Below are 25,062 nucleotides of genomic sequence, written 5' to 3'. Positions count from 1 at the left end.
GCCAGACGCATGACATGCCGCCGGCTTCCAGCGAGTCCGGCGGCTTCGAAGCACACCGGATGTCAGTGGGAGGCGGTGACGTCGGACATGTTCACTGGCGTGGTGACGCGCTTCACCTTGGGGAAGAACAGGCCCGCGGCGAACGCGGCAAGCATCGCCGAGCACATGATCCAGAAGTTGATGGACAGGCCGGTGTTCAGCGCGCTGCCGAGCGTCTCCAGGACGGCGGGAGCCAGCCCGCGTCCGTGCTCGGGGCCGAGCAGCTCCGTGGCCGCGCTCACGGGGACGTTGGGGTCCTTCATGAGCTGACTCACCAGCACGCCGCCCATCACGCCCACGCCCAGCGACCCGCCGATGGTGCGGAAGAACATGCTGCTCGCGGTGGCAACGCCGCGCAGCTCCCAGCCCACGGTGGTCTGGACCGCCACCATGGTCGCCATGGCGGCGAAGCCCAGGCCAATGCCAAACAACCCCATGGCGATCTGCGGCACCAGCATCGAAGCCCCGGGCTTGAGCAGCAGCGCCATCAGCACGGTGCCAATGGAGGCCAGCCCCAGCCCGCCGACGATGAGCGGCCGGAAGCCTGTGCGGACCATGAGCCTGCCGCCGATGAGGCTCGCCAGCGGCCAGCCGACGATCATGGGGGTGATCATCCCGCCCGCCATCGTGGCGGAGCCACCGAGCACGCCCTGCACGTACAGGGGCACGTAGGTGGTCGCGCCGAACTGGGCGGCGGAGAAGAGGGCGCCCGCCACGTTGGAGATGGCGATGGTGGGAATCTTGAAGATGCTCATCGGGATGATGGGCTCGGCGGCGCGCAGCTCCACGAACACGAACGCGGTGAGGAGCACCGCGGCGAGGGGAAGGGCGAGCAGTGTCCGCCCGGAGCCCTGCACGCCGAACAGCAGCGCCACGACGCCCGAGGACAGCAGCGCCGCGCCCGCGTAGTCGAGCCGGGCACGCACCTTGGGCTTGAGCTGCTCGTGGAAGAACGCGACGAGCAGCACCATGGACGCGATGCCGATGGGGATGTTGATGAAGAAGATCCAGTGCCACGTGAGGTACTTCACGATGAGGCCGCCGGTGAGCGGCCCCGCGAGCCCGGCGATGCCCCACACGGCGCTGAACGCGCCCTGGACCTTCCCGCGCTGCTCCAGCGTGTAGATGTCCCCGATGATGGTGATCGCGATGGGCTGCATGGCACCGGCGCCCAGGCCCTGGAGGACGCGGAACGCGATGAGCATGTTCATCGACGTGGAGAACCCGCACGCCAGGGACGACAGCAGGAACAGGGTGGAGCCGAAGAGGAGGATGGGCTTGCGGCCGTAGAGGTCCGCGAGCTTCCCGTAGATGGGGACGGTGATGGTGGAGGACAGCATGTACGCGGTGAAGACCCACGCGTAGTGCTGGATGCCGCCCAGGTCGCTGACCACCGTGGGCATGGCGGTGGAGACGACGGTCATCTCCAGCGCGGCCACGAAGAGGGACAGCGCCAGAGCCAGGGTGGTGAACGGTCGATGGGTGGTGCGCATGTCGGAAGGGGGACCCGGGAAAGGCCCCTGGGTAACGCGTGCCCGTCCGGAGCGCCAACGTCAAGCGCGTGAAAAGGAGTGACGGGGCCCATCCCCGGGGATTCCGGGCCCAGTCGGGAAGGGCGGGGGCCCACGAGGTGGGATAGGGTCCACCGGCCTCGCGAGTTCGAGGCGCACGGCATGGGCACGGAAACGAAGACGGTCGAGTCAGGGCGCTGGAAGACGGCGGTCGCCGCGGTGTTGGGGCTCTACGCGGTGGGGCTGGTGCTGGCGGAGGCGGTGCTCCAGGCCGGAGCCATCCTGGCCACGGCGCTGGCCCTGGCGCTGGCGGTGACGAAGCGGCTACGCCTGGAGAAGGACGTCAGGGCGTTCGTGCTGGCGAGCGTCGCCCTGTGCGCCTGGCAACTGGTGTCCCCGGCGGTGGCGCTGATGACGGGAGCCGCGACGAAGTGGCCGAGAGGCGCGAGGTACGGCCAGGCGCTGGACACGGTGGCGGGAGCGGCGGTCGCGTGCATCGGGACGCTGGGAGTGCCGTGGCTGATGCTGGGGAGCCTCATCGCGGGAGGCTGGCTGCTGGCGGCGGCGCTGGGCTTCTACCAGCACCGGGTGCAGTGGCCCTGGGAGCCACCGAAGTTCCTGAAGCTGAACCTGTCGCGCCTGCACGAGAACTTCGGAACGGAGGAGAACCCGAGGTACGCGGCGGGAGGCTTCTTCTTCCACCGGCTGCGGTTCGCGCACGGAGCGATTGCCGTGCTGGGCCCGGCGCTGGCGGTGATAGGCCGGTCGAAGGTGACGCGGCGGCGGGTGCTGGCCGGGGTGATGGTGCTGGGGCTGCTGCTGTCCATCTACGGCGCGTTCGCGAGAGCGGCGTTGGGAGCGGCGCTGGGCGTGTGCGTGCTGGCGCTGCTGCTGTTGCTGCGAGGGACGGCGCGCAAGGCCGGGCTGGGCGTCGCGGCAGCGCTGGTGGTCCTGGTGCTGCTGACGCCCGCGTGGAGGGAGCGGTTCGGCAAGGCGGTGGACAACCTCTTCGGCAGCGGAGAGCGCTCGCTGGCGATGTCCGTGGGCTGGAGGTTGGTGCGGGAACACACCTGGGTGGGCGTGGGCTTCGGCAATCACAAACCCGCGGCGCTGGCGACGCAGGCGGAGACGGGCATCACGGACCTGCTGGCCACGGACTCGCACAACATCTGGCTGACGACCTGGGCGGAGACGGGGCTCGTGGGGCTGGTGCTGCTGGCGACGATGCACTTCCTGCTGGCGAGGGCCCTGGTGCGAAGGCACCGCGCGGGTTCGATACCGGCCACGGGAGCCCTGCTGTCCTTCGTGGGCTTCCACGTCCTGGCCCTGGTGCACTACCTGCCGTTCCACCCCAGCGTGCACCTGTCGTTCATGCTCATCTGGGGCCTGGGACTGTGCGAGTTCAATACGCCGCTCCGACATGAACCCGATTGAGCATTCAAGCTGACTGGGGGCGCATGATGGAACCCATTGCGGTCACCGAAGTCGGAGCACGCGACGTCAAGTCGCAGGAACTCTTCTGTGACTACGTGCCCCAGGTATTCCGCCGCGCGGATTTCCGTCGTTGGCGTGCATGGGGCGAGTGGAACGACGATTATCGCGCGTTCACCCTGATGGAGACCGGACGCGTTGTGGCCAATACCTCCGTGATGCGGATGCGCCTGGTGCTGGAGGGCCGCGAGGTGACTGGCTACCAGCTGGGCGCCGTGGGCTGCCTGCCGTCGCATCGCGGGAGGGGACTGGCACGGGTGGTCATGAATGCCGCGCTGGACGCATGTGGGGATGCGCCGGTGCTGCTCTTCGCCAATCCCACCGTGCGCCAGTTCTACCCGCGCTTCGGATTCCAGCCTCAAAGGCAGACGCTGTTCGCAGCCACGTACGATGCCGTGCCGGAAGGTCCGCCCGCGCCCATGCTCAACCTGGATGATGCGAAGGTGCGTGCGGGCCTTGCCGCGCTCTCCAGCGAGGGGCTTCCGTCAACGGAGCGCTTCGGCGCGCGTGGCTATGCAACGGTGGCGAGCTGGCCCGTGGCCAATGGTTTCGCGAGGCCCTTGCGTCAGCTGGACTCGGACGCCTGGGTGTTCGCGGGCGTCGAGGGAGAGACGCTCTACCTCGACGATGTCTTCGCTCGGGAGCCCTTCGACCTGCGGGCCTGGATCCCCCGGTTGATTGACCGGCCCATCCGGGCCATCCGCTTCGGTTTCACTCCGGAGCGGTACTGGCCCGGCGCCGAGGAGGCCGGTGAGGACACGGAGGCCGACCTGTTCGTGCGGAACCTCCGGCTCTCACCAGAGGCCCACCGGTTCCCGGTCATGGCCCACACGTGACCCTGTCCCCATTCCCATGAATGGGGACAGGGGCGCGTCACTGGCAGAGCTTCTCGACCGACTTGATCCGAACCACGCCGTCGACGTTCGCATCGTTGGTCTGATCGCCGATGGCGATGGTCCCGTTCGTCACGAAGTTGTTCCGCGTGAGCTTCGCGACGCCGTCGACGCTCACCGTCGCCACCTTGGAGGCATCCACCGCGAGCTCGTAGACGTGGTACGCACCATCGGTCACGGCGAACGCCGAGGACTGCGTGTCATCCGCCCAACCAATCGCCGCGCTGTCCAGGTAGAGCATCTGCGCGCGATCCGCGGGGTCGCCGACCGAACCGGTGATGCTCCCCAGGATGGCCGCGCCGCTGTCGAACTGGTTGTGCCTGCTCACCGACTCGACCTGCATCGTCACGCGGAGCTTGAACGGCTGCGTCGGGTCGAGTGCGTTCGTCTTCGCGAGGAGCAACTGCCCGCTCGTTCGGCCACCGCTGTTCGTCGACGTCGCAAGGCGCACGTAGTCCTCGCCGTACGTGAGCGTGTTCGGCGTCTGCGCATACGTCGTCCAGCCCTGTGCCACGATATCGGTACCGCCGGTCAGCAGGGGAATGGCCTCGCGCGGCGACCACGCTGTCGTTGACGTCGCGGGCGTGCAGACCTCACAGGCATTCGTCGGATTCGGCGTGCCCTCGTCGTAGAACGTGCCGTTGATGAGGCACTGTGGGCTGCATGCGCCCGCCGAGCAGAGCTGACCCGCGCCGCAGGTCGTCCCGTCCGCGAGCAGTGTCCAGGTGGTCGCGGACATCTCGGGCACACATTGCTCGCACGCGTTCGAGGGATTCACCGTACCGGCTGCGATCTGCTGGCCGTCGATCCGGCAGACCGCGACGCAGGCGCCGGCTTCACAGGCTTCGGTGCTCGTGCAGGCCTGGTCGCACCCTCCGCAGTGAGCCGGGTCACTGTCGGTGCTGACGCAGGTGTCGCCGCACTGCGTGGTGCCAGCGTCAGTGCACATCTCAGGCACCGAGCCGTCCGGCACCGAGGCGTCGGGTGTCCCGTCGGGGGTGGGGGAGTCGTCACTGCAAGCGGCGAAGAAGCCGAGCACGACCACACAGGAGATCGCGATGGAGCGAATGGAGATCATGAATGTAGGTGACTTTCGACCCGCGTCACGGATCGCAGAGAGACCTCGTCAGAGTCCACGCTCCAGGCCGAGGACTCAGCGCAAGGTGTCGGCCAGGTAGTCGACGAACACCCTGACGCGCGCGGGCAGGTTGGCGCCGCCGACGAAGACGGCGTGAATGTTCTCCACGTCGCCTGGATTGTATTGCTCCAGCAGAGGAACCAGATGGCCCGAGCGGAGCTCTTCCGCGACGCTGAATGCGCCGACCCGCGTCACCCCCACGCCGGCCGCGGCCAGCTGGCCCAGGGTCTCTCCGTTATTGGCTTCGATGCAGCCCTTCACGGACAGACTGTATTCGTGCCCGTCGCGCACGAAGGGCCAGACCGCTTCGGCCCGACGAAAATTGAAGTTCAGGCAGTTATGGTCGTGCAGGTCTTCTGGAACCATTGGCGTCCCGTGCCGGGCCAGATAGTCGGGTGAAGCCACGATCACACGCGGCTTCTCGCCAATCTTGCGCGCGGTCAAGCCGCTGTCCGCGAGCGGGCCGAAGCGGATGGCGACGTCCGCCTCACCCGCTGCGATGTCGACCAACCTGTCTGACAGGTTGATGTCCACCAGGATGTGTGGGTATCGCGCCGTGAAGTCGCCCAGCAGGGGCACCACGCACAGGCGCCCATGCGAGTGGGCGGCGCTCACCCTCAGTCGCCCGCGCGGCGCGCCCAGATCCGCGATGGCCTGCTCCGCATCGTCCAACTCCGCCAGGATGCGCCGCGCCGCGCGCAGATAGGCGTGACCTTCGGGCGTCAGCGTCAGGGCCCGGGTCGTGCGCAGCATCAGGCGTACTCCCAGACGCGCCTCGATGCGGTCGAGGGTCCGGCTGACAGCCGACGGGCTCAGGTCCAGCTCACGCCCGGCCGCCGAAAAGCTGCCGGTCGCCACCACGGCCGAGAAGACGGCCATCTCATGCGCCCGATCCGCGCCGCCCGGCTGCACCTTTGCGTTCATCTCAAGAATCCTTGGCTTCCAAGGGCTCTAACGCCCGCGCGACCTCCCAGCCATCTTTGCGCGCACAGAACAACGCACCCCGTCGCGCACAGTCGCCGCGGGGGAGAGAAAGGTTCCCGCGGATGAAGCCCAATGCTCCTCTTCTTGCTCTGGCGGTCGGCGCTTTCGGCATCGGGGTCACGGAGTTCGCGCCCATGGGCATGCTGCCTGTGATCGCCGCGGACCTCGGCGTCTCCATCCCGGCGGCGGGCCTGTTGGTCAGCGCCTACGCCTTCGGAGTCCTGGTCGGCGCGCCGGTGATGACCTTGACGACCGGCCGGGTGCCGCGCCGGACCCTGCTGGTCGGCCTGATGGGCATCTTCACGCTGGGCAATCTGCTGTCGGCGCTCGCGCCGGAGTATTGGACCTTGATGGCGGCCCGGGTGGTGACGTCGTTCAACCACGGCGCCTTCTTTGGGGTGGGCGCCATCGTCGCGGCCAGCGTGGTCGCGCCCAACAGGCGGGCGGGCGCTGTCGCGGCCATGTTCATGGGCCTGACGGTCGCCAACATCACCGGCGTTCCCCTGGCCTCCTGGGCAGGCGAGACCCTGGGCTGGCGCGCCTCCTTCTGGGGCATCGCGGGTCTGGGCTCCCTGGCGATGGTCGCGCTTCGCTTGACCCTGGCGCACGGCCAGGTCGAGCGCTCTTCCGACAGCGGGGCCATGCAGGCCGAATTGGCGGTGCTCCGGCGCGGCCCTGTCCTGGCCGCCCTGGTCCTGACGGTGATCGGCTCCAGCGCCATGTTCACCGTCTTCACCTACATCGCTCCGATTCTGAAGGAGCAGACCCGGGCCTCGGCGGGTTTCGTCACCGCGATGCTGGTGACCTATGGACTGGGGCTGACGGTCGGCAACTGGCTGGGGGGCCGCTTCGCCGACAGGTCGGTGGACCGGACCTTGATTGTCACGCTGGCGGGACTCGCCACACTGCTGGTGGTCTTCGCTGGGATCATGCCGTGGCAGGCGCCCGCAGCCGTGGTGATCTTCCTCTGGGGCGTGGCGAGCTTCGCCCTGGTGCCACCGCTGCAGATGCGGGTGATGACCGCCGCCAGCGATGCGCCGAACCTGGCTTCGGCCATGAACATCGGGGCCTTCAACCTGGGCAACGCCTTCGGCGCGGCCCTCGGTGGGGCGGTCATCGGCCTCAACCTCGGCTATCCGGCCGTGGCTCTGGCCGGGGCGGCGATGGCTGGCGCGGGGCTCATCCTGGTCTTGTTGCTGGTTCGCCGCGAAGCCCGCGTGAGCGTGACGCTCCCGGCGCACTGCTGAACCCGCGAGCTTTTAGAGCCCCAACTCCAATCCAATGCCCGGGGCCACGGACCACAGCGTCTTGCGGGAGTTGGTTCCCGGGAACCACTCACCAACGACCTGGGCCCGGAGGAACTCCAGGAAGGTGATGCCCACGAGCGCCTGGACCACGGGCCGTGAGCACGCGGTCACATGGCTGGCGCCTCCGTCCTTGCAGACGTTCGTCCCGTAGTCGTCGTTCGCGCTGAACAGCCATCCGGCGCGAACCGCGAGGCGGCTTTGCGAGAGGAAGGTCTGCTCCGAGCGAGGCTGGAACTCCAGTCCTCCCGCGAGGACCACGCCAAAGGGATCGCTGCTGCTGCCGGAGGACAGGACGTCCTCAAGTCCCCGGAACCCGAGCGCACCCGCGAACCGGAGCCCGGACGAGAGAGGCATCTCGGAGGCCCCGACGCTCAAGCCCAGCTCGCTCTCCGTGGGCCCCATCGTGATGTGCAGCGACAAGCGCTGGGGCTCGTAGCTGATGCTGTCCACCGCGAGCTTGCTTGCGAAGCGGACCGTGGGCTTGTCGGCGGCGGGCTGCACCGCTGCGAGCCGGATGGCCGCGTTGCCCAGTGCATGGCGAATGCGCAGGACAGCCTGGTCTCCTTGCCCCTTTGGGACACCCAGGTCCCGGAACCCGAAGCCATAGGCTCCCAGGAGCCGCATCGAATACGCCAACTCCGACTCGTCCTTGCTCTGCTTCCAGTCTGGCCACGTGTCGGGCTGGAGGCCCGGGACATGGGGCGCTGGCTGGCCCGCGATGGCGCGGTCACAGTGCGCGTTGCGCCAGGTGCCCGGGGGGACGGTGCCGGCGGACTTGCTGCATGCGTCGTAGAGCTGGTCCAGGGACATCTGCAGCAGCGCCCGGAAGTCTTCCAGCGCTTCGCCCTGACACGCCTGCTCCGCGCTCGGCAAGGAGTCATAGACGGCGCTCATGCAGGCGAAGGGCTGCCATCCTCCAATGCCATCCATCTCCGCCGCGCGGGGCTTCTCCGACGGCGTCCGTCCTTCCCGGAACGCGTCATCCATCATCCGGCGGGCGTCATACATGCCGAGGTAGAAATCAAAGACACGGAAGCTTCTTTCGAAGAAGCCCAGGAACGCGAAGAGGGGCGCACCGGCAGCGGGGAAGTGCCGACGGGGCAGGGTGAGGCGCTTGGCAATCTCCGGCTCCTCCTCCAGCAGCATGGCCAGTTCCTTGGACCGCGCCGTGTCCACGAAGGCCGCCAGGATTTCCGCGAGTGTTCCCGGCAGCGACACTGGCTTGGTGCCCTCCTGAGAAGGAGGCGCGATGGGGTACTCCGTCGCGTCCGGGTCGATGAAGGCAAACGCGATACCGGGAGGCGTCGTGCGCGTGTCGGGCTGAGGAATCGGACGCCACTCCAGCTTGCCGTCCGCGGTTTCGCGAAGGCCATCACGGGCGAGTCCCACGGCCAGACGCAGTGGCGTGTTGTCGAAGACGCCGCCGTCGATGAAGAGTTCTCGCTTCGCCTCCGAAGGCAGACAGACCCCAGTCTTCGCGGAGGCCTTCGGAGCGCAGGTCCGCAGGGGCTGAGGCGGGAACGCGATGGGGAAGGACATGGACGCGAGGAGGAGTTCGCGCAGGTTCGCGAAGGAAATCTCCCCCTGCTCGTCCGTCTCAAGCAGCAACTCCAGGCGTCGGCCCTCGCGGGTCGTGTAGTTGGTCGCGCGGGGCGAGCGTCCAGGCCCACGTCCCTGGATGCGGATGGCGAACTTCTCTTCGAGCCGAGGCAGGTCGAGCCGGCCGTTCGCGGCCTGGAGGGCGCGAGGGGACAGGCGCGTCGTCGAAACGCCGAGCACCACGTCACAGGAGCGGTCCAGGCCTCGGCTCCAGGCCTGTTCGATATGGGAGGCACGCCGTTCCAGTGCCTCCCGCGAAAAGACACCGAGCGGCGTCGTCGATGTCGGGATGAAGAGGTCGTTGAATCCGATGGGAACCCAGATGTCCCAGAACAGCGATTGGCCCGGCGTGGACGCATCCACGCCACAGGTCGCCATGATCGCCAGCAAGGCGTTGAGGCTTCCCGCGGAAGCGCCCGTCACGAGCCGCAGATCCACGGCGCGTTCGCCCTGGGAGGACGTCCCTGAGTAGTAGAGGAACCCGGCCTCATACGTGCCCAGGGACACGCCGCCACTCACGGTGAGTGACACTGCTTTCGGAGCCGGGGTCTGGGGCGAACCGATCGCCTGGGCACTCGCATTTGAAACGAACAAGAACAGCGCACAGACAATGGTGCCGAGCAACAGACCTGTGACGCGTGACCTCGCGGGGTCAATCATGCAACGCCTCTCACATAATCACTTGCGCCGGAAGACCCGCTCGCCCCCTGGCAGCTCAGGGGTCCAGCCTTCTTTGAGCGCGTGGAGGATGGCATCCCTGACGAGGCCCGGTGCGATGATCGTTCCATGCTCCACCCAGGTCAGCATGCGCTGGCCGCCTCCCGACTCGCGCTCGACGACGATACCGAGGCCAGGCTCATCGTTCGGAGCCACCGTCCAGCGAAAGTTCATCCCCTCGACGACAATGCGCCGCGTCCCTTTGCGCCTCAGTGTCATGGCCGCACCTGCTGTCTTCCTTGAAGGGCTCGCTTGAAGACGCCGAGGGTCTGTTGCGCGCATCGGTCCCAGGTGAACCGGGCTGCTCGCTCTCGACCCAGCTCCATCAGACTCCGGCGCAGGTTCTCGTCCCTGAGCACACGAAGCGTTGTTTCATGCCAAGAATTCACATCGTCGGGAGAGACTCGCAGCGCTGCGTCCCCTACGACTTCCGGCAAGGCGGTCGTGTCCGCCGCGATGACAGGGCACCCGGACGCCATGGCTTCCAGCGCCGGCAATCCAAAGCCCTCGTACTTCGACGGCACAAGCAGCGCCGTGGCGGCCCCGTAGAACAACGGCATCTCCGACTCAGGCAGTTGCTCCAGGTCGATGACGTTCTCGTGCAGGTCCACTTCGTGCGCCACCGCGCCCTTGCCCGCGAGCAGCACCAGGGGCACCGGTAGGTCCGGCGCGAACTTGCCCAGCATCGCCAGGTTCTTGAACGGCTTCGCGTTGCCCACCACCGCGATGTACCGCTCCGGCAACTCATGCCGCTCCCGGAACGCCTTCGCTTCGCTCGCCGTGGGCGGCTGGAACCGCTCATCCACTCCGTTGTGGATCACCTGGAACCGGTACGGCGACATCTTCAGGTACTTCCCCAGCTCCTCCCGGGAGAAGTCAGACACGGTGATCAGCGCGGTCGCCAAACGCGCCCGTGGGCCCACCACGGCCTTGTAATAAATGGCCTGCACCGGCGTGTATTGGTCCGCCAGCGCCAGGTGGTTCGCGTCGTGCAACGTGGCCACCAACTTGCCCGGCCAGAACAGGGGCAATGAGAACGACGTCGCGTGGAACAGGTCCGGCTTCAGCTTCGTCAGCTCGTACGCCAGGAGCGGCTGCTCCGTTGGTGACAGGTACCCGGCCCTGGAGCGGTGCAGGGGAATCGTCGGCGTCAGCTCGCCCAGGTCGTCCGGAAGGCCCTTCGCGGGCACCAGCGCGGAGAACTCCAGGTCCGGGGCCAGGGCGGGCAGCCGGCGCGCCAGCTCCAGCGCGTACCTCGCGATGCCGTGGAGCTGACCGCGCACCATTCTCAAGTCGAGCAGGACAGAAGGCACGCTCCCTGGCCTACCACACGCTGGCTTGCCCCCGCACCGCCGCGCCAGTGCTAGAAGGCCTGGCCGTGAAGGTCGCCCTCGTCCACGACTGGCTCGTCACCCACCGCGGCGGAGAACGCGTCCTCGACGCCCTCTGCGAACTGTTCCCCTCCGCGGACCTCTACACCCTCATCCACCAGCCGGGCAGCCAGTCCCCGCGCATCGAGGACCGGCGCATCACCACGTCGTTCCTCCAGCACATCCCCGGCATCCACTCGCGCTACCGGCACTTCCTGCCGCTGTTCCCCCGCGCCATCGAAGCCCTGCGCATCACTGGCGACTACGACCTCGTCCTGTCCTCCAGCCACTGCGTCGCCAAGGGCATCCACGCGCCTGCCGGAGTGCCCCACCTGAGCTACGTCCACGCGCCCATGCGGTACATGTGGGACCTGTTCGACGAGTACTTCGGCCCCGGCCGCACCCGCCTCCCCGTGCGCGCCGCCGCCCTCGCCGTGCGCCCCTACCTCCAGCACTGGGACCGCACCTCCACCCAGCGCGTGGACCGCATCGTCGCCAACTCCCGGCACATCGCCGGGAAGATCCGCCGCTTCTGGGACCGCGATGCCTCCGTCGTCCCGCCCCCCGTGGAACTCGAACGCTTCACCCAGGTGCCGCTCGAAGGAGGAGGGCAGGGCGGCTACTTCCTGTGGCTCGGCGCCTTCGCCCCCTACAAGCGCCTGGACGTCGCCCTGGAGGCCTTCCGCAACCTGGACACCCCGCTGTGGGTCGTGGGCACGGGACAGGAAGCCTCGCGCCTCACGTCCGGTCCGCTCCCGCCCCACATCCGGTTCCTCGGCAACGTGCCGGACAGCGCGCTCCCCGCCCTCTACCGCGACGCCCGCGCGCTCCTCTTCACCCCCGAGGAGGACTTCGGCATCACCCCCCTGGAGGCCCAGGCCACCGGCCGCCCCGTCATCGCCTTCGGCAAGGGCGGCGCCCTGGAGACCGTCACTCCCAGGACGGGTCTCTTCTTCCCGGAGCAGACCCCCGCGTCCCTCGCCGCCGCCGTGCGCCAGTTCGACGCCTGGGAGCCGTCCTTCCGGCCACAGGACGCCCGCGCCCAGGCCGAGCGCTTCAGCCGCGCCCGCTTCCAGCAGGCCATCCAGGCGGAGGTGGACGCCCTGCTCGGCATGTCCCCGTCCTCCCCAGCGGTGTGACAGCGCTGTCCGCGCCCTCCCCAGTTTCCCGAGGCCTGCCCGCCCGGCGTGTCGGATTGTGTCCGTTGCCCTCCGGTGCAACCCCTTGGTTTCACGGGAAAACCCGTGATAGGACGCCGCGCCGGGGGAGGGGCCCGGGCGCTTGAGGGCTCCCGGGGCTCAGGGTGCGTGTCTTGCATCCGACGGACGGTCCTCGTCCCCCGTCAGGAGTCATCGCGGTGTTTGGTCGCCTGCAGCGCTTCTACACGTCCATCAAGGTCGCCGCCGACGCGGGGATGCTCGCGGTGGCGTTCGTGCTCGCGTACTTCACCCGCTTCAGCGGCGTGTTCCCCATCACCGAGGGCATCCCGCCCCCGGCCGAGACCTTCGTCTCCCTGGTGATGGTGCTGGTCATCTTCCCGATGACGTTCCAGCGGGCGCGGCTGTACGCGACCAACCGCGCGCGCTCGCACATGGGGGAGCTGTTCGAGCTCTTCAAGGCCACCATCACCGCGACGCTCGTCCTGGTGGCGGTGACGTACTTCATCCGCGAGCGCTACTCGCGCCTCACGCTGGCCATCTTCGTCGTCTACGCGTTCACGCTCATCGCGCTGTCGCGCATGGTCATGCGCCACCTGCTCAGCGAGGTGCGCCGGCGCGGCTTCAACCTCAAGTCCATCCTCGTCATTGGTGAAGAGGAGCTGGGGCTGCGCACCATCGAGACCGTGGAGAGCCACCGCGAGCTGGGCTTCCGCGTGACGGGCGTGCTGTCGCTGAAAGAAGAGAAGGTCGGCCAGTGGGTGGGCGGCGTGCGCGTGGTGGGCCACGTGGGCGAGGTGGAGGCCTACCTGGATGCCCACCCGGTGGATCAGGTCATCATCGCCGTGCCGCTGGAGGACCAGGCGCGCGTGAAGCCGCTGATGGAACAGCTGGCGCTGCGCACCGTGGACGTCAAGGTGGTGCCGGACCTGTACCAGTACATCACCCTGTATGGCGGCCTGGAGGAGTTCGGCGGCCTGCCCATCATCAGCCTCCAGGGCGACCCCATGGACGGCTGGAGCCGCGTGGCCAAGCGCGTGTTCGACGTGCTCTTCTCGCTGGTGGCCATCGCGGTGAGCGCGCCGCTGATGGTGCTCACCGCCGTGCTGGTGCGCCTCACCAGCAAGGGGCCCATCCTCTACCACCAGGAGCGGATGGGCATGGACGGGCGGACCTTCCACATCCTCAAGTTCCGCACCATGCGCGTGGACGCGGAGGCCCAGGGCGCCACCATGGCCAGCGCCGTGGATGCGCGCCGCACGCCGGTGGGCACGTTCCTGCGCAAGTACTCGCTGGATGAGCTGCCCCAGTTCTTCAACGTGCTCCGGGGCGACATGAGCCTCGTGGGCCCGCGCCCGGAGCGGCCCGTATTCATCGAGGAGTTCAAGCGCCAGATTCCGCGCTACCACCTGCGCCACAAGGTGAAGGCGGGCATCACCGGCTGGGCGCAGATCAACGGCCTGCGCGGCCAGACGTCCATCCAGAAGCGCATCGAGTACGACCTCTATTACATCGAGAACTGGTCGCTCTTGATGGACCTGAAGATCCTCCTGCGCACCGCGCTGGGTGGGTTCCTGTCGAAGAACGCGTACTGATCGCCAGGCCATTGGTGCTGCCCGCCTGCTCGGATAGCGTCCGGGCCATGCAAGACATCTGGAAGAGGCGGGGGCTCTTTCTGCTGCTGGGACTCTGGGCGGCACTCGCGGGCTGCGGCTCGGAGCCGTCCACGGGCAGCGCGCAGCTGGTGGCGATGGTGCAGGGCGCCGCGGGGGCGGAGGCCATCACCCAGGTGACCGTCCGCGTGACGGCGCCGGACATGGCGGCCGTCTCCGGCGCGCTGACGAAGGGTGGGGACGGGAACTGGAGCGGGACCCTTGCCGCCATCCCGGTGGGCTCTCAGCGCCTCTTCACCGCGCAGGCCTTCGACGCGTCCGGCGTGAAGCAGTTCGAGGGGCAGGCCCAGGACGTCACCCTCAGCGGAGAGCAGCCGGTCGCGGTGGCGTTGACCCTCCAGCCGGTGACGAAGCCGCCGCCCTTCGACAACGCCGTGCCGAGCATCCACTCCATCGTCGCGTCGAGCAGCACCGTCGCGCCGGGAGGCACCGTCCAGTTCACCGCCAACGTCACCGACACCCCCGGCGACACGCTCATGTATGGCTGGAGCGCCGAAGCCGGCACGCTCTCCTCGCCGACGACGTCCGCGACGGCCTGGACGGCTCCAGAGACGGAGGGCGCTTTCCGCATGACGCTGAAGGTCACGGACTCATACGGTGCGTCTTCGGTGATGTCCTTCTCGTTCACGGTGACTTCCGGTCGGGGCAGCGCAGTGCTCAGCGCGAGCCTCAACACCTGGCCTCAGGTGACGAACATCACGCTCGCGGATCCTCGGGTGGAGGTGAACAAACCCACGGAGTTGACGGCGTCCGTCGTCGAGTTGGACGGGGACCCGCTCTTCTTTCAGTGGACCTCCGCGTGCCCGGGATCGTGGACGAACGCCACGTCCGCCACCGCGACCTTCATTCCCGGCGAGTCTCGCTTTCCTTCGGGGCCCCCCGGCGCCCTCTGCCCCGTCACCGTCACCGTCAGCGACGGCCGGGGCGGGGTGGCCCAGGGGACCCTGGGCCTGTGCGTGGGACCTTGCGGCGCCGTGCACTTCCGCCCGGAGATCGTCAGCACGTCGCCCGCTGGGGCCACCGTGCCCGTGGTGGGGCCGGGCCCGATGACGTTTCGCGTGATGGCGCGGGATGGGCAGAACAGCCCGCTGACCTTCAAGTGGACGGCCACCGTCGGCAAGGTGGGCACGCCCACCCACGGCACCACGTCCAGCGAAGTCCCGTGGACGCCTCCCGCCTGCCTCGCGTGGGGCGATCCGCAGCCCCTCGTCCGGGTCTCGGTGAGCAACATCCTGGGCCTGGACACGGGCGCGCAGTTCACCCTCACCGGCCTGCCGGACTGCGGCCCCATGGGCTGGAGCAGCACGGGGGCCATGGCGTTCGCGCGGGTGCGGCACACCACCACGGTGCTGAAGGACGGCCGGGTGCTCGTGGTAGGGGGATACGACACGAAGACGGCCACGTGGGAAGGCCTGGCCTCTGCGGAGCTCCATGACCCGGCCACGGGCACATGGCAGCCCACCGGCAGCCTGTTCATTCGTCGCGCCGAGCACACCGCGACGCTGCTGCCGGATGGCCGCGTGCTCGTCACGGGTGGGCAGGTCGCGGCCAACAGCACCAGCGACTCGCTGGCCTCCGCGGAGTTGTACGACCCGTTGACGGGGACGTGGACCGTCGCCGCCAGCATGGGCGTCGCGCGCGATTCCCACCACGCCTTCTTGCTGGGCACGGGCCGCGTGCTGGTGCTGGGCGGCGAGCTGTGGTCCGGCGGCACCCGGACGAAGCTCGCCAGCGCGGAGCTGTACGACATCGCCACCAACCGGTGGCTCGCGACGGGAAGCCTCGCCGTGCCGCGCCACTTCTCCGCCGCGTCGCTGCTGCCTTCGGGAGAGGTGCTGGTGACGGGAGGGGACAGCCCCACGGGCAGCTATCTCGCGACCGCGGAGCTGTACACGCCTTCCCCTGGCACCTGGAAGTCCACGGGGTCCATGGCCGTGAGCCGCCGCGGTCACACGCAGACGACGCTCCCGGATGGCCGCGTGCTGGTCACCAGCGGGTACGGCCGCCCCTCGAGCACGCTCTGGACGACGACGGCGGAGCTCTACGATCCGGGCACGGGTCAGTGGACGAGCGCGGGGAACCTGGCCATCGGCCGCGTGAACCACACCGCGACGGTGCTGCCCTCGGGCCGGGTGCTAGTGGCCGGTGGGTTCGCCTACATCACCAACGACTCCTACCCCACGAACATCGCGGAGATCTTCGACCCGGCCCTGGGCACCTGGACGCGCACGGGCAACATGCTCATCGAGCGTGAGGGCCACCTGGCGATCTTGCTGCCCACGGGAAAGGTGCTGGTGGCGGGCGGCTACTCCGGCGCCACCCACAGCTCCGCGGAGCTCTACACAGAGTAGGGTCTCTCCTCCCAACCCGGGGCTCCGGGTGCGCCCGCACCGGGGCCTGGGACCCGCGTCCGAGGCAGGCAGGCGTTCACGACGGGCGCGCAGGTCGTATTCTCGCGCACCCTCTCATTGGCACCGCGAAGCCGTTTAGACTGCGGGCCGACATGGGCGACAAGCTGGGATTGACGCTGGTCCGCAAGGGCCTCCTGACGCAGGCGCAGCTGGACCAGGGCATGAGCGCGCAGCTCGTGCACGGAGGCCGGCTGGGCTCCCGGCTCGTGGAGCTGGGGTTCCTGGACATCGAGACGGTGGGCATGGTGCTGGGGGAGCTGACCCGGTTGCCCGTCGCGATGGAGGCGGACTTCGACGCCGTCACGGACGCGACGCTGAAGCTGCTCACCGCGGAGCAGGCGGAGAAGCACCAGGCGTTCCCGCTCGCGGTGGAGGGCCGGCGGCTGAAGGTCGCGATGGCCAACCCGCTGGACCTGCAGACCACGGATGCGCTCGGGTTCATCACCGGCATGCGCATCGTCCCGTACGTGGTGCCGGAGCTGCGGCTGTTCCACTACCTGAGCAAGCGCTACGACATCGACCGGCCGACGCGCCCGTTGAAGCCGGCCATTCCGCTGCCCGCGCGCCGTTCGGTTTCCATGGCGGCGGTGGCGCCCGTGGTCATGGCGGCGCCGCCGGTGGTCGTGCCGCCGCCGGCCGTGCCGCCTCCGCCCGCGCCTGTGCGCGCGGAGCCGGAGGTCGCGGGGATGTTCGGCGGGCTCGCGCCGGGACAGTTCCTCAGTGATGACTCGGAGGATCCGGAGGCCGAGGCGGACATCTCCGACGCGGCCATCGTCGGTGAGGAACTGCCGGACATCGTGATGGGCGAGCCGATGCGGGCACCGCCTGTGATTGAGGCGGCTCGGCCGGGTGGAAGTCCTCCGGGCGCGCCGCCGCGGCTGGTGGCACAGCCTCCGGGGATGGTGGCCCGGCAGGGTGGGCTTCCGCCGGTGGTTCCTGGGATGCCCGCGCCCGGGCCGGTGGCTCCGGGAGCACCTCCGCCTGGAGCTGCTCCGATGGGAGTCGCGCCTGGGGCGGTTCCGCCGGGTGCCGCGCCGATGGGAGTGGCGCCCGGGGTGGTTCCACCTGGAGCGGTTCCTCCGGGTGCGGCGCCGATGGGCGTCGCGCCTGGGACGGTCCCGCCGGGTGGCGGGATGCCTCCGCGTGCGGCGCCTCCTCCGGGAGCGCAGCCTCCCGGGATGATCGGGCGGGCGGGTCCCGTGCCTCCGGCGGTTCGGCCTTCCGCGACGGGAATCCCCTCTGTTCCGAAGACTCCGCCTCCGGGCATGCGGCCCGCCGCTCCAGGTGCTCCGGGGCCGCGACCGGTGGGGCCTCCTGGCGCACCGATGCCTCCGGGCATGGTCCGGGCAGGGCCTCCGCCGGGAGCTCCAGGCATGCCTCCGGGAGCGGCGCCTCGGCCTCCTCCGGGAACGAACGCGCCAGTGATGATGACGCCAGGTGGCGCGGGGCCTGTTCCTCCGGGACAGCGTCCTCCGACCGCGCCTGGGGTTCCCGGTGTCGGGACTCCTCCGGGTGCGCGTCCGATGGGGCCTCCTGGCGCCGTGCCTCCCAACGCCGTGCAGGGGCGGCCTGTCGCGGGTGGACAGCCGCTTCCTCCGGGTGTGCCTCCGCGGCAGGGGCCTCCATCGGGAGTCGTGCCCGCGGTTGCTGCTGGCGCTCCGCCGTCTCGTCCAGGTGCTCCTGGCCCTGTCGCCGTGCCTCCGGCCTCGATGGCCCAAGGGGCGATGAATGTGCCGGCCGGAAGCCTGTCGTCCGGGACGGCTCAAGGACAGTCGGGCCCTCCGAGCGCTGCTCCTGCCTCTCCAGGCCTGTCTGGGAACGCGAGTGGCGCCGTGGGCCTCGCTCCGGACAGCGCGGGCGCCTCAATCCCTGTCATGGACCTGGCTTCTGGTGGCGCCCAGCCCCCAGCGGCTCGACGTCCATCTGGAGTCACTCAATCCATTACGGCGGCCTCTTCCGTACAGGTCCCGGCAGCCAGCGATCCGGTGCCGGACCTCGGAGGAGAGTGGGGCGATGCATTCGCGGAGTCCTCTCCCGCGAAGCAGGTGACTTCGGACGTCTCGGTTGCACCGGTGGACGCGAAGGCTGACGCCTCCAGGCCCGCTCCGAGTTCATCGCTGTCCGATCTGGTGCTGGACGCCGAGCTTCTCGTTGACGCCGACGCCAGTCCGAGTCCCAAGCCGAGCGACGCCGCACCTGTCGCAGCCGCTCCCGAGGCCGCGGCGGTCCTGACCGGGGATGATCTCTCCGACGACGACATCTTCGAAGATGTGGAAGCCGTGTCCGCGGAGTCACCCCTCCCCGAAGCCGCGGATGAACTCGACGTCGAAGACGCGGTGTCCGCCGCGCCGCGAGAGGCTCCAGCGGCCGATGCCGCGGATGTCCTCGACGTCGAAGAAGTGCTGTCCGCCAAGCCGCATGAGCCCCGAGCCGCCGATGCCACGAACATCCTCGACATCGAAGACGTGATGTCCGCCGTGCCGCACGCGCCGCAAGCCGCCGGAGCCACGGACATCCTTGATGTCGAAGACGTGATGTCCTCCGTGCCGCACGCGCCGCAAGCCGCTGAGGCCTCGGACATCCTCGACGTTGAAGCGGGGCTGTCCGCCAAGGCGCAAGCCGCCGGAGCCACGGACGCCCTCGACGTTGAATCGGTGCTGTCCGCCAAGGCGCAGGCTGCCAGAGCCACGGACGTCCTCAACGTCGAAGAGGTGCTGCCCGCCAAGGCGCAGGCCGCCGAAGCCACGGACATCCTCGGCGTGGATGAGGTGCTGTCCGCCAAGAGGCAGGCCACCGGAGCCACGGACGTCCTCGGTGTGGATGAGGTGCTATCCGTCCGGCCGCACGAGCCGCAGGCCATCCCCGAGGCGGAACCCGTCCGGGACGCCGCGCCGGACGCATCCGCGCCGGACGCGAAGGCTGCACCCGCGCCCGCCGCTGACGCCCCGAAGGATGACGGGCTGTTGGATGTGCCCGTCGCCGTCGAAGCCTCGAAGCAGCAGAGCCTCTCGTCACCTGACGCTCCGGACGCGTCTGTCATTGCCGCCTCCGCCCCACAGGACTCCGAAGCCGACGCACTTGAGTTCAGCCTGGCGGGAGACTCGCAGAAGCCCTCCACGTCTCCGGACGCCGAGTCCTGGCAGGTCGCCGCCGCACCGAAGGCCGACGAAGTGAACTCCGCGCCCACCGAGGAGCACCGGGCCGAAGTCCCCCCGGAGTTCGACGTCGCGCTCGTCTCTCCCTCGGAAGCCCCCAGCCCCTCGGACGAAGAGGAGGCCGTGGCCCTGCCGAAGCCGCGCCTCGTGGCCGCGCCCCCGGCGCCCGTCCGCGACCGCACGCCCATCGCGCTCGACGACCTGCCCACCTCCTCCGAGGAGCCCATGCAGCTCGCCTCCACGTGGGAGTTCGTAGGCTGGCAGGGCGGCGGGGAAGGGGAGGGCGCCGTGGGCCACAACGCGGAGACCACCTGGGCGGACCGCGTCGTGGACCTGGACGTCCCCGCCGCCGCGCCTGTTGCCTCCGAGGACGGCGTGGCCCTGGCCTCCGCGTGGGAGTTCATGCAGCAGCCGTGGCAGCCGCAGGCCGCCGCGCAGGTGGACCCCGCCCAGGCCCTGCTCGCCGCCGCCAGCGCGTCCACCGACACGCCGGCGGACGGTCCCGCCGTCACCGCCGAACAGGTCCTCTCCGCGCTCGACACCGCGGACTCGCAGGGCATGGTCGGCAAGGTGCTGCTGGCCTACAGCGCGGGCCGCTTCCGCCGGGCGTTCCTCTTGGGTGACAGCTTCGGGCTCGCTCGCGTGGGCCGTGCCTGGGGCCCTGGCAGCGACCGTCCGGAGGTCACCGCGCTCAAGGTGGACCTGGACACGCCGTCCCTCTTAACCTCCGCACTGAACGGCCCCAGCCCCAGCGTCTTCAGCGCCCCGCAGGTCCCCCAGGACGAGGCCATCTTCTCCGCGCTGTGCGGCGAGTCCGAGTCCCACCTGCTCGTCTTCCCGCTGCACTCGCGCGGCCAGCCCGTGGCCTTCTTCGTCGCCGAGCACGGCCCCGCGCCTCTCGAAGTCGCCATGCTGGAGGAGCTGGGCCGCATCGCGGACCGGGCCGTGGAGATCTGCACCCGCCTCCACCGTTTCCCCTGAAACACGACGCGCCCCCTGAAACACGAAGGGCTCCGGAGCCTGAAGCCCCGGAGCCCTTTCTCACGTCACGTCACGGACGCGCTCAGCTGCAGCCCGTCGTCGTGCCGCAGTTCGTGCACTTGTAGCAGGCGCCGCTGCGCACGGTGATGGCGCCGCACTGGTGGCAGGGCGGGGCGTCCGCCTGGTTCAGGTACGTGCTGCGCGAGTTCATCGCGGACAGCTGCAGCGTCCCCACCTGGGCCGGCACCGCCGCCTGCGTCATCGGCTCCGGACGGGCCTCCTCCACCGGCGTCACCTCCACGTCGTCCGCGCAGGGCTCCGTGGGCAGGAACTTCAGCGACAGCCACCGGAAGATGTAGTCCGTGATGGACTTCGCGATGGGGATGGCCGGGTTGCCCGTGAAGCCGCTCGGCTCGTAGCGCGTGTGGCAGAACTTGTCCGCCAGCACCTGCAGCGGCACGCCGTACTGGAGCGCCAGCGACACGCTGGTCGCGAAGCTGTCCATCAGGCCGCTCACCACCGAGCCCTCCTTCGCCATGACGACGAAGAGCTCACCCGGCTTGCCGTCCTCGTACATGCCCACCGTCAGGTAGCCCTCGTGGCCACCGATGGAGAACTTGTGCGTGATGGACTGCCGCTCGTCCGGCAGCCGGCGGCGCAGCGCCTTGGGCTCCGGCGTCACGGCGGGAGCGGGCTCGGCGGCCACCGCGCGCTTCGCCTCCGGGGCCTTGTCCTGCGACGTGTTGAGCGGCTGCGTGCGCTTGCACCCGTCACGGTACACCGCGACGGCCTTCAGGCCGCTGCGCCACGCCTCGATGTACGCCTTCTCGATGTCCTCCACCGTGGCGTCGTTCGGCAGGTTCACCGTCTTGGAGATGGCACCGGAGAGGAACGGCTGCGCCGCGGCCATCATCTCGATGTGGCCCATCCAGTGGATGCTGCGCTGGCCCTTGGACGGCTTGAACGCGCAGTCGAACACCGCCAGGTGCTCCGGCTTCAGGTGCGGAGCGCCCTCGATGGTGTCGTGCTTGTCCAGGTACGCGATGATGTCCTGCGCCTGCGTCTGCGGGTAGCCCAGCTTCTCCAGCGCGAGCGGCACCGTCTGGTTGACGATCTTCAGCATGCCGCCGCCCACCAGCTTCTTGTACTTGATGAGCGCGATGTCCGGCTCGATGCCGGTGGTGTCGCAGTCCATCATGAAGCCGATGGTCCCCGTGGGCGCCAGCACCGTCACCTGGCTGTTGCGGTAGCCGTGCTCCATGCCGCGCGCCAGCGCGTCGTCCCACGACTCCTTCTGCGCCGCGTGCAGGTCCGCGCTCACGCCGTCCACGGGCAGCTGGTACGCCGCCTTGCGGTGCTTGCGGATGACGCCGAGCATGGGCTCCGCGTTGTTGCCGTAGCCCGCGAACGCGCCCTGCTTCTCCGCGATGCGCGCGCTCATCGCGTACGCCTCGCCGCACATGAGCGACGTAATCGCCCCCGCCAGGTTGCGGCCGGCAGGGGAGTCATACGGCAGGCCGGACGCCATCAGGAGCGCGCCCAGGTTCGCGTAGCCCAGGCCCAGCGGGCGGTAGTCGTGGCTGTTCTTCGCGATGCGCTCGGTGGGGTAGCGGCTGAAGCCGACGATGATCTCCTGCGCCAGCAGCACCACGTCCACCGCGTGCTTGAAGGCGGCCACGTCGAAGCCACCCTCCAGCGTGCGGAAGTGCATCAGGTTCAGCGACGCCAGGTTGCAGGCCGAGTCATCCAGGAACATGTACTCGGAGCAGGGGTTGGACGCGTTGATGCGCGCCGTGCCGGAGCACGTGTGCCACGCGTTCACCGTGGTGTCGTACTGGAGGCCCGGGTCGCCGCACAGGTGCGCCGCCTCCGCGATCTCACGGAACAGCTCACGGGCCTTGTAGGTCTCCATCACCTGGCCGTCGCGCACCGCGCGCGTCTGCCACGGGCCGTCGTTCACCACCGCCTTCATGAAGTCGTCGGTGACGCGCACGGAGTTGTTGGAGTTCTGGAAGAACACCGACCCGTAGGCCTCGCCGTTGAAGGACGGGTCGTAGCCCGCCTCAATCAGCGCCCAGGCCTTCTTCTCCTCGTTCGACTTGCAGCGGATGAACTCGAGGATGTCCGGGTGCTCGGCGTTGAGGATGACCATCTTCGCCGCGCGCCGCGTCTTGCCGCCGCTCTTGATGACGCCCGCGAAGGCGTCGAAGCCGCGCATGAACGACACCGGGCCGGACGCCGTGCCGCCGCCCGCCAAGAGCTCCTTGCTGCCGCGGATGCTGGACAGGTTGGAGCCCGTGCCGCTGCCGTACTTGAAGAGCATGCCCTCCGTCCGCGCGAGCCCCAGGATGGACTCCATGTTGTCGTCCACGCTGTTGATGAAGCACGCCGAACACTGCGGGTGCTCCTCCACGCCCACGTTGAACCAGACGGGCGAGTTGAACGCCGCCTTCTGGCGCAACAGCAGGTGCGTCAACTCCGCGTGGAACGCCTCGCGGTCCACCGCCGACGCGAAGTAGTGCCCGTCCTCACCCCAGCGGGTGAGGGTGTCCACCACGCGCGCCACCAGCTTGCGCACGCTGTTCTCACGCTCGGGCGTGCCGGGCGTGCCCCGGAAGTACTTCGACGCCACGACGTTCGTCGCCAGCATCGACCAGGACTTGGGGACCTCGATGTCCTTCTGATCGAAGACGACCTTGCCGTCCTCGCCCTTGATGCTCGCGCTGCGGTACTCCCACGCCAGCTCGTCCGCCGGATCCACCCCGGGCGTCGTGAAGAAGCGCTCCACGGTCAGCCCCGTGGAGGCCGTCGCCGCCTTGCCCTTCGCACGGCCACCGCGCCGCGACTCCCTGCCACCCACCACCGGCTTCCCACTCAGTTCCTTCTCCATGACGCCCACCTCCAGATTCACTGAGAGTGCTGATGCAAAATTTGCAAAATAGCCAACGCCGCGAGATCCCAGGGGATCCGATGATCACTTCCAGGCACGGGGACGGCAGCGTTGGGAAGGTCCGGGATGGGCAGAAGCCAGCGGGCCCACCGCTGGAATCCGGGCCCCGGCCTGACTGCCCACCGACCGAGGGGGCGGATCCATATGATCGCTGGTGGGGTCCGTCAACATCCCCTGCTCCCCTATACCTAGTGTCAGAGCGCCTCTTACACACATCATTTGGTGGACAGTCCGAGGTGCTCTGATCTGCGTCCAAGGCTGATCTAATAACCCCGGCCCGGGTGGCAATGGCTGCTGTGGCTGGCAATGTATGGCCATGACCCTGCGAAATCGGACAGGAGCGGAAGGGCGTCGCTCCAAGCGCTTGTGATCACTGATGGATGTTTGCTGCCAGTCCGTGCGCCGAGCGTAGGAGCGCTCCAACGCCCCCGCGACAAAAGGGCCGGGTGGGGCGGACCTGGACGGTCGCCTGCTGAACGGCGCCGTCGATTTCGACGCTCGGCCGCGTTAGGAGGCGAACCATGCCGCCTCCCTTCGAACGCCACGTCTTCGTCTGCACCAACCGCCGCCCGGACGGCCACCCCAAGGGGTGCTGCGCCACCAAGGGAGGCGAGGAGGTGAAGGCCGCCTTCAAGGAGGAGCTCGACAAGCGCGGTCTCAAGCGCAGCATGCGCGCCAACGCGGCGGGCTGCGTGGACACGTGCGCCTTCGGCGTCTCCGTGGTCGTCTACCCGGAGGGCACCTGGTACGGCGGCGTGAAGGTGGAGGACGTTCCCACCATCGTGGAGGAGCACCTGGTGCAGGGCCGCCCCGTGGAGCGGCTCCTGATGCCCTTCAACAAGAAGGCGGAGCGCTGAAGGCGGTCTCCCGCCTCGCGCCCCGCCTTGGGGAACCGCGTTGAAACCTGGAACTAGTCGCGGCGGTTGCCGAGCAGGCGCAGCAGCGACAGGAACAGGTTGATGAAGTCCAGGTAGAGGGTGAGCGCGCCCACGATGCTCACCGCGGTCGCGCTCTTGAAGCCCGTGCCCGCGTGGTAGTCACGCAGCTTCTGCACGTCGTAGGCGGTGAGGCCCGCGAACACGAGCACGCCCGCGCAGGCCGTCACGAACGACACGGCGCTGCTCTTGACGAACATGTTCACCAGGCCGGCGATGACGATGCCGATGAGCCCCATGAAGAGGAACGTGCCCCAGCTGCTCAGGTCCTTCTTCGTGACGGTGCCGTAGACGGCCATCGCACCGTAGGTCGCGGCGGTGATGAAGAACACCTGGCCGATGGAGCTGGCCGTGTAGATGAGGAAGATGATCGACATCGTCACGCCGGTGAGCGCCGCGTAGCCCGCGAACATGACCGCGGCCACCGGGCCGGACAGCCGGGGCGCCAGGATGGACAGGCCGAACACCACGCCCAGCTGCACCAGGAACAGGGCCATCCGGTTCTGCACCGCCATGCGGAGCAGCGTCTCATTGGCCAGCGTCACCATCGCCATCACGCCGGTGAGCGCCAGGCCCGCGAACATCCAGCCGTGCACACGCGACATGAACGCGCGCTGCGACTCCTGCACCAGGACGTCGTCCACCGAGCCTGCCTGCCCGCCCTGCCAGCCACCTGAAGATTCCCACGCCATGTGTTCCGTTTCCTTTCGGGCCGGGGACCGCTTCGTCCCGGCCTCTGTCTAACGAGGAC

The 25,062-nt window shown here is 68.9% G+C and carries 16 protein-coding genes; 8 read left to right on the top strand and 8 right to left on the bottom strand.

All coding sequences use genetic code 11. The features are described 5' to 3' along the window. Positions 1 to 62: 62 nt before the first annotated feature. On the bottom strand, positions 63 to 1,532 hold the full coding sequence (locus tag ACX114_RS25695; RefSeq protein WP_459288711.1) for an MDR family MFS transporter: 1,470 nt from the start codon (positions 1,530 to 1,532) through the stop codon (positions 63 to 65). Positions 1,533 to 1,712: 180 nt separating this feature from the next. Between ACX114_RS25695 and ACX114_RS25690 the strand changes: the two genes are divergently transcribed. Continuing rightward, positions 1,713 to 2,984 carry an O-antigen ligase family protein gene (locus ACX114_RS25690; RefSeq protein WP_459288709.1) on the top strand — a complete coding sequence of 424 codons (1,272 nt, stop codon included), beginning with the start codon at positions 1,713 to 1,715 and terminating at the stop codon, positions 2,982 to 2,984. A gap of 23 nt (positions 2,985 to 3,007) precedes the next feature. Beyond that, entirely contained in the window at positions 3,008 to 3,877 is an 870-nt protein-coding gene (locus ACX114_RS25685) for a GNAT family N-acetyltransferase (protein ID WP_459288707.1), read from the top strand. Between the two features lie 37 nt (positions 3,878 to 3,914). Here the strand turns inward: ACX114_RS25685 and ACX114_RS25680 are convergent, their stop codons facing one another. Together ACX114_RS25680 and ACX114_RS25675 are read right to left on the bottom strand one after the other, a co-directional pair. Then, positions 3,915 to 5,012, bottom strand: a complete 1,098-nt coding sequence (locus ACX114_RS25680) for a hypothetical protein (RefSeq protein WP_459288705.1) — start codon at positions 5,010 to 5,012, stop codon at positions 3,915 to 3,917. A 75-nt stretch (positions 5,013 to 5,087) separates the two neighbouring features. After that, positions 5,088 to 5,996: a LysR substrate-binding domain-containing protein gene (locus ACX114_RS25675; RefSeq protein WP_459288703.1), complete on the bottom strand. Its 909-nt coding sequence runs from the start codon at positions 5,994 to 5,996 to the stop codon at positions 5,088 to 5,090. Positions 5,997 to 6,118: 122 nt separating this feature from the next. On the opposite strand from ACX114_RS25675, the gene ACX114_RS25670 reads away from it, so the two are divergent. Next, a complete protein-coding gene (locus tag ACX114_RS25670) occupies positions 6,119 to 7,303 on the top strand; it encodes an MFS transporter (protein ID WP_459288701.1) in 1,185 nt (394 codons plus the stop codon). A 12-nt stretch (positions 7,304 to 7,315) separates the two neighbouring features. On the opposite strand, the gene ACX114_RS25665 is transcribed toward ACX114_RS25670, so the two are convergent. From ACX114_RS25665 to ACX114_RS25655, 3 genes are read right to left on the bottom strand one after another with little or no spacing between them, the layout of a single operon-like run. Next, entirely contained in the window at positions 7,316 to 9,622 is a 2,307-nt protein-coding gene (locus tag ACX114_RS25665; RefSeq protein WP_459288699.1) for a patatin-like phospholipase family protein, read from the bottom strand. An 18-nt stretch (positions 9,623 to 9,640) separates the two neighbouring features. Then, on the bottom strand, positions 9,641 to 9,898 hold the full coding sequence (locus ACX114_RS25660; RefSeq protein WP_459288697.1) for a hypothetical protein: 258 nt from the start codon (positions 9,896 to 9,898) through the stop codon (positions 9,641 to 9,643). Continuing rightward, positions 9,895 to 10,965 carry a glycosyltransferase family 4 protein gene (locus ACX114_RS25655; protein ID WP_459300278.1) on the bottom strand — a complete coding sequence of 357 codons (1,071 nt, stop codon included), beginning with the start codon at positions 10,963 to 10,965 and terminating at the stop codon, positions 9,895 to 9,897. The genes ACX114_RS25660 and ACX114_RS25655 overlap by 4 nt, the downstream gene beginning before the upstream one ends. 92 nt (positions 10,966 to 11,057) lie before the next feature. Here ACX114_RS25655 and ACX114_RS25650 point away from each other — a divergent pair, with 92 nt between their 5' ends. From ACX114_RS25650 to ACX114_RS25635, 4 genes are all read left to right on the top strand, one after another. Further along, positions 11,058 to 12,188, top strand: a complete 1,131-nt coding sequence (locus tag ACX114_RS25650) for a glycosyltransferase (RefSeq protein ID WP_459288695.1) — start codon at positions 11,058 to 11,060, stop codon at positions 12,186 to 12,188. Positions 12,189 to 12,406: 218 nt separating this feature from the next. Further along, on the top strand, positions 12,407 to 13,801 hold the full coding sequence (locus ACX114_RS25645; protein ID WP_459288693.1) for an undecaprenyl-phosphate glucose phosphotransferase: 1,395 nt from the start codon (positions 12,407 to 12,409) through the stop codon (positions 13,799 to 13,801). Between the two features lie 47 nt (positions 13,802 to 13,848). Further along, positions 13,849 to 16,230: a kelch repeat-containing protein gene (locus ACX114_RS25640; RefSeq protein WP_459288691.1), complete on the top strand. Its 2,382-nt coding sequence runs from the start codon at positions 13,849 to 13,851 to the stop codon at positions 16,228 to 16,230. A gap of 152 nt (positions 16,231 to 16,382) precedes the next feature. After that, complete coding sequence (locus tag ACX114_RS25635) at positions 16,383 to 20,426, top strand: GspE/PulE/PilB domain-containing protein (protein ID WP_459288689.1); 4,044 nt, start codon at positions 16,383 to 16,385, stop codon at positions 20,424 to 20,426. Between the two features lie 82 nt (positions 20,427 to 20,508). Here the strand turns inward: ACX114_RS25635 and ACX114_RS25630 are convergent, their stop codons facing one another. Next, the gene (locus tag ACX114_RS25630) at positions 20,509 to 23,316 is read right to left on the bottom strand and encodes a vitamin B12-dependent ribonucleotide reductase (protein ID WP_459288687.1); all 2,808 of its coding nucleotides are present in this window, start codon (positions 23,314 to 23,316) and stop codon (positions 20,509 to 20,511) included. Between the two features lie 581 nt (positions 23,317 to 23,897). Between ACX114_RS25630 and ACX114_RS25625 the strand changes: the two genes are divergently transcribed. Then, positions 23,898 to 24,233, top strand: coding sequence for a (2Fe-2S) ferredoxin domain-containing protein (locus ACX114_RS25625; RefSeq protein WP_459288685.1), 336 nt, complete (start codon positions 23,898 to 23,900; stop codon positions 24,231 to 24,233). Between the two features lie 53 nt (positions 24,234 to 24,286). On the opposite strand, the gene ACX114_RS25620 is transcribed toward ACX114_RS25625, so the two are convergent. Continuing rightward, positions 24,287 to 25,003, bottom strand: coding sequence for a Bax inhibitor-1/YccA family protein (locus ACX114_RS25620; RefSeq protein WP_459288683.1), 717 nt, complete (start codon positions 25,001 to 25,003; stop codon positions 24,287 to 24,289). Positions 25,004 to 25,062: the final 59 nt, after the last annotated feature.

The organism is Corallococcus sp. M7 (assembly GCF_054512695.1).
The sequence above is the reverse complement of the archived record's forward strand: the minus strand, read 5'-3'. Positions and strand labels throughout refer to the sequence as shown.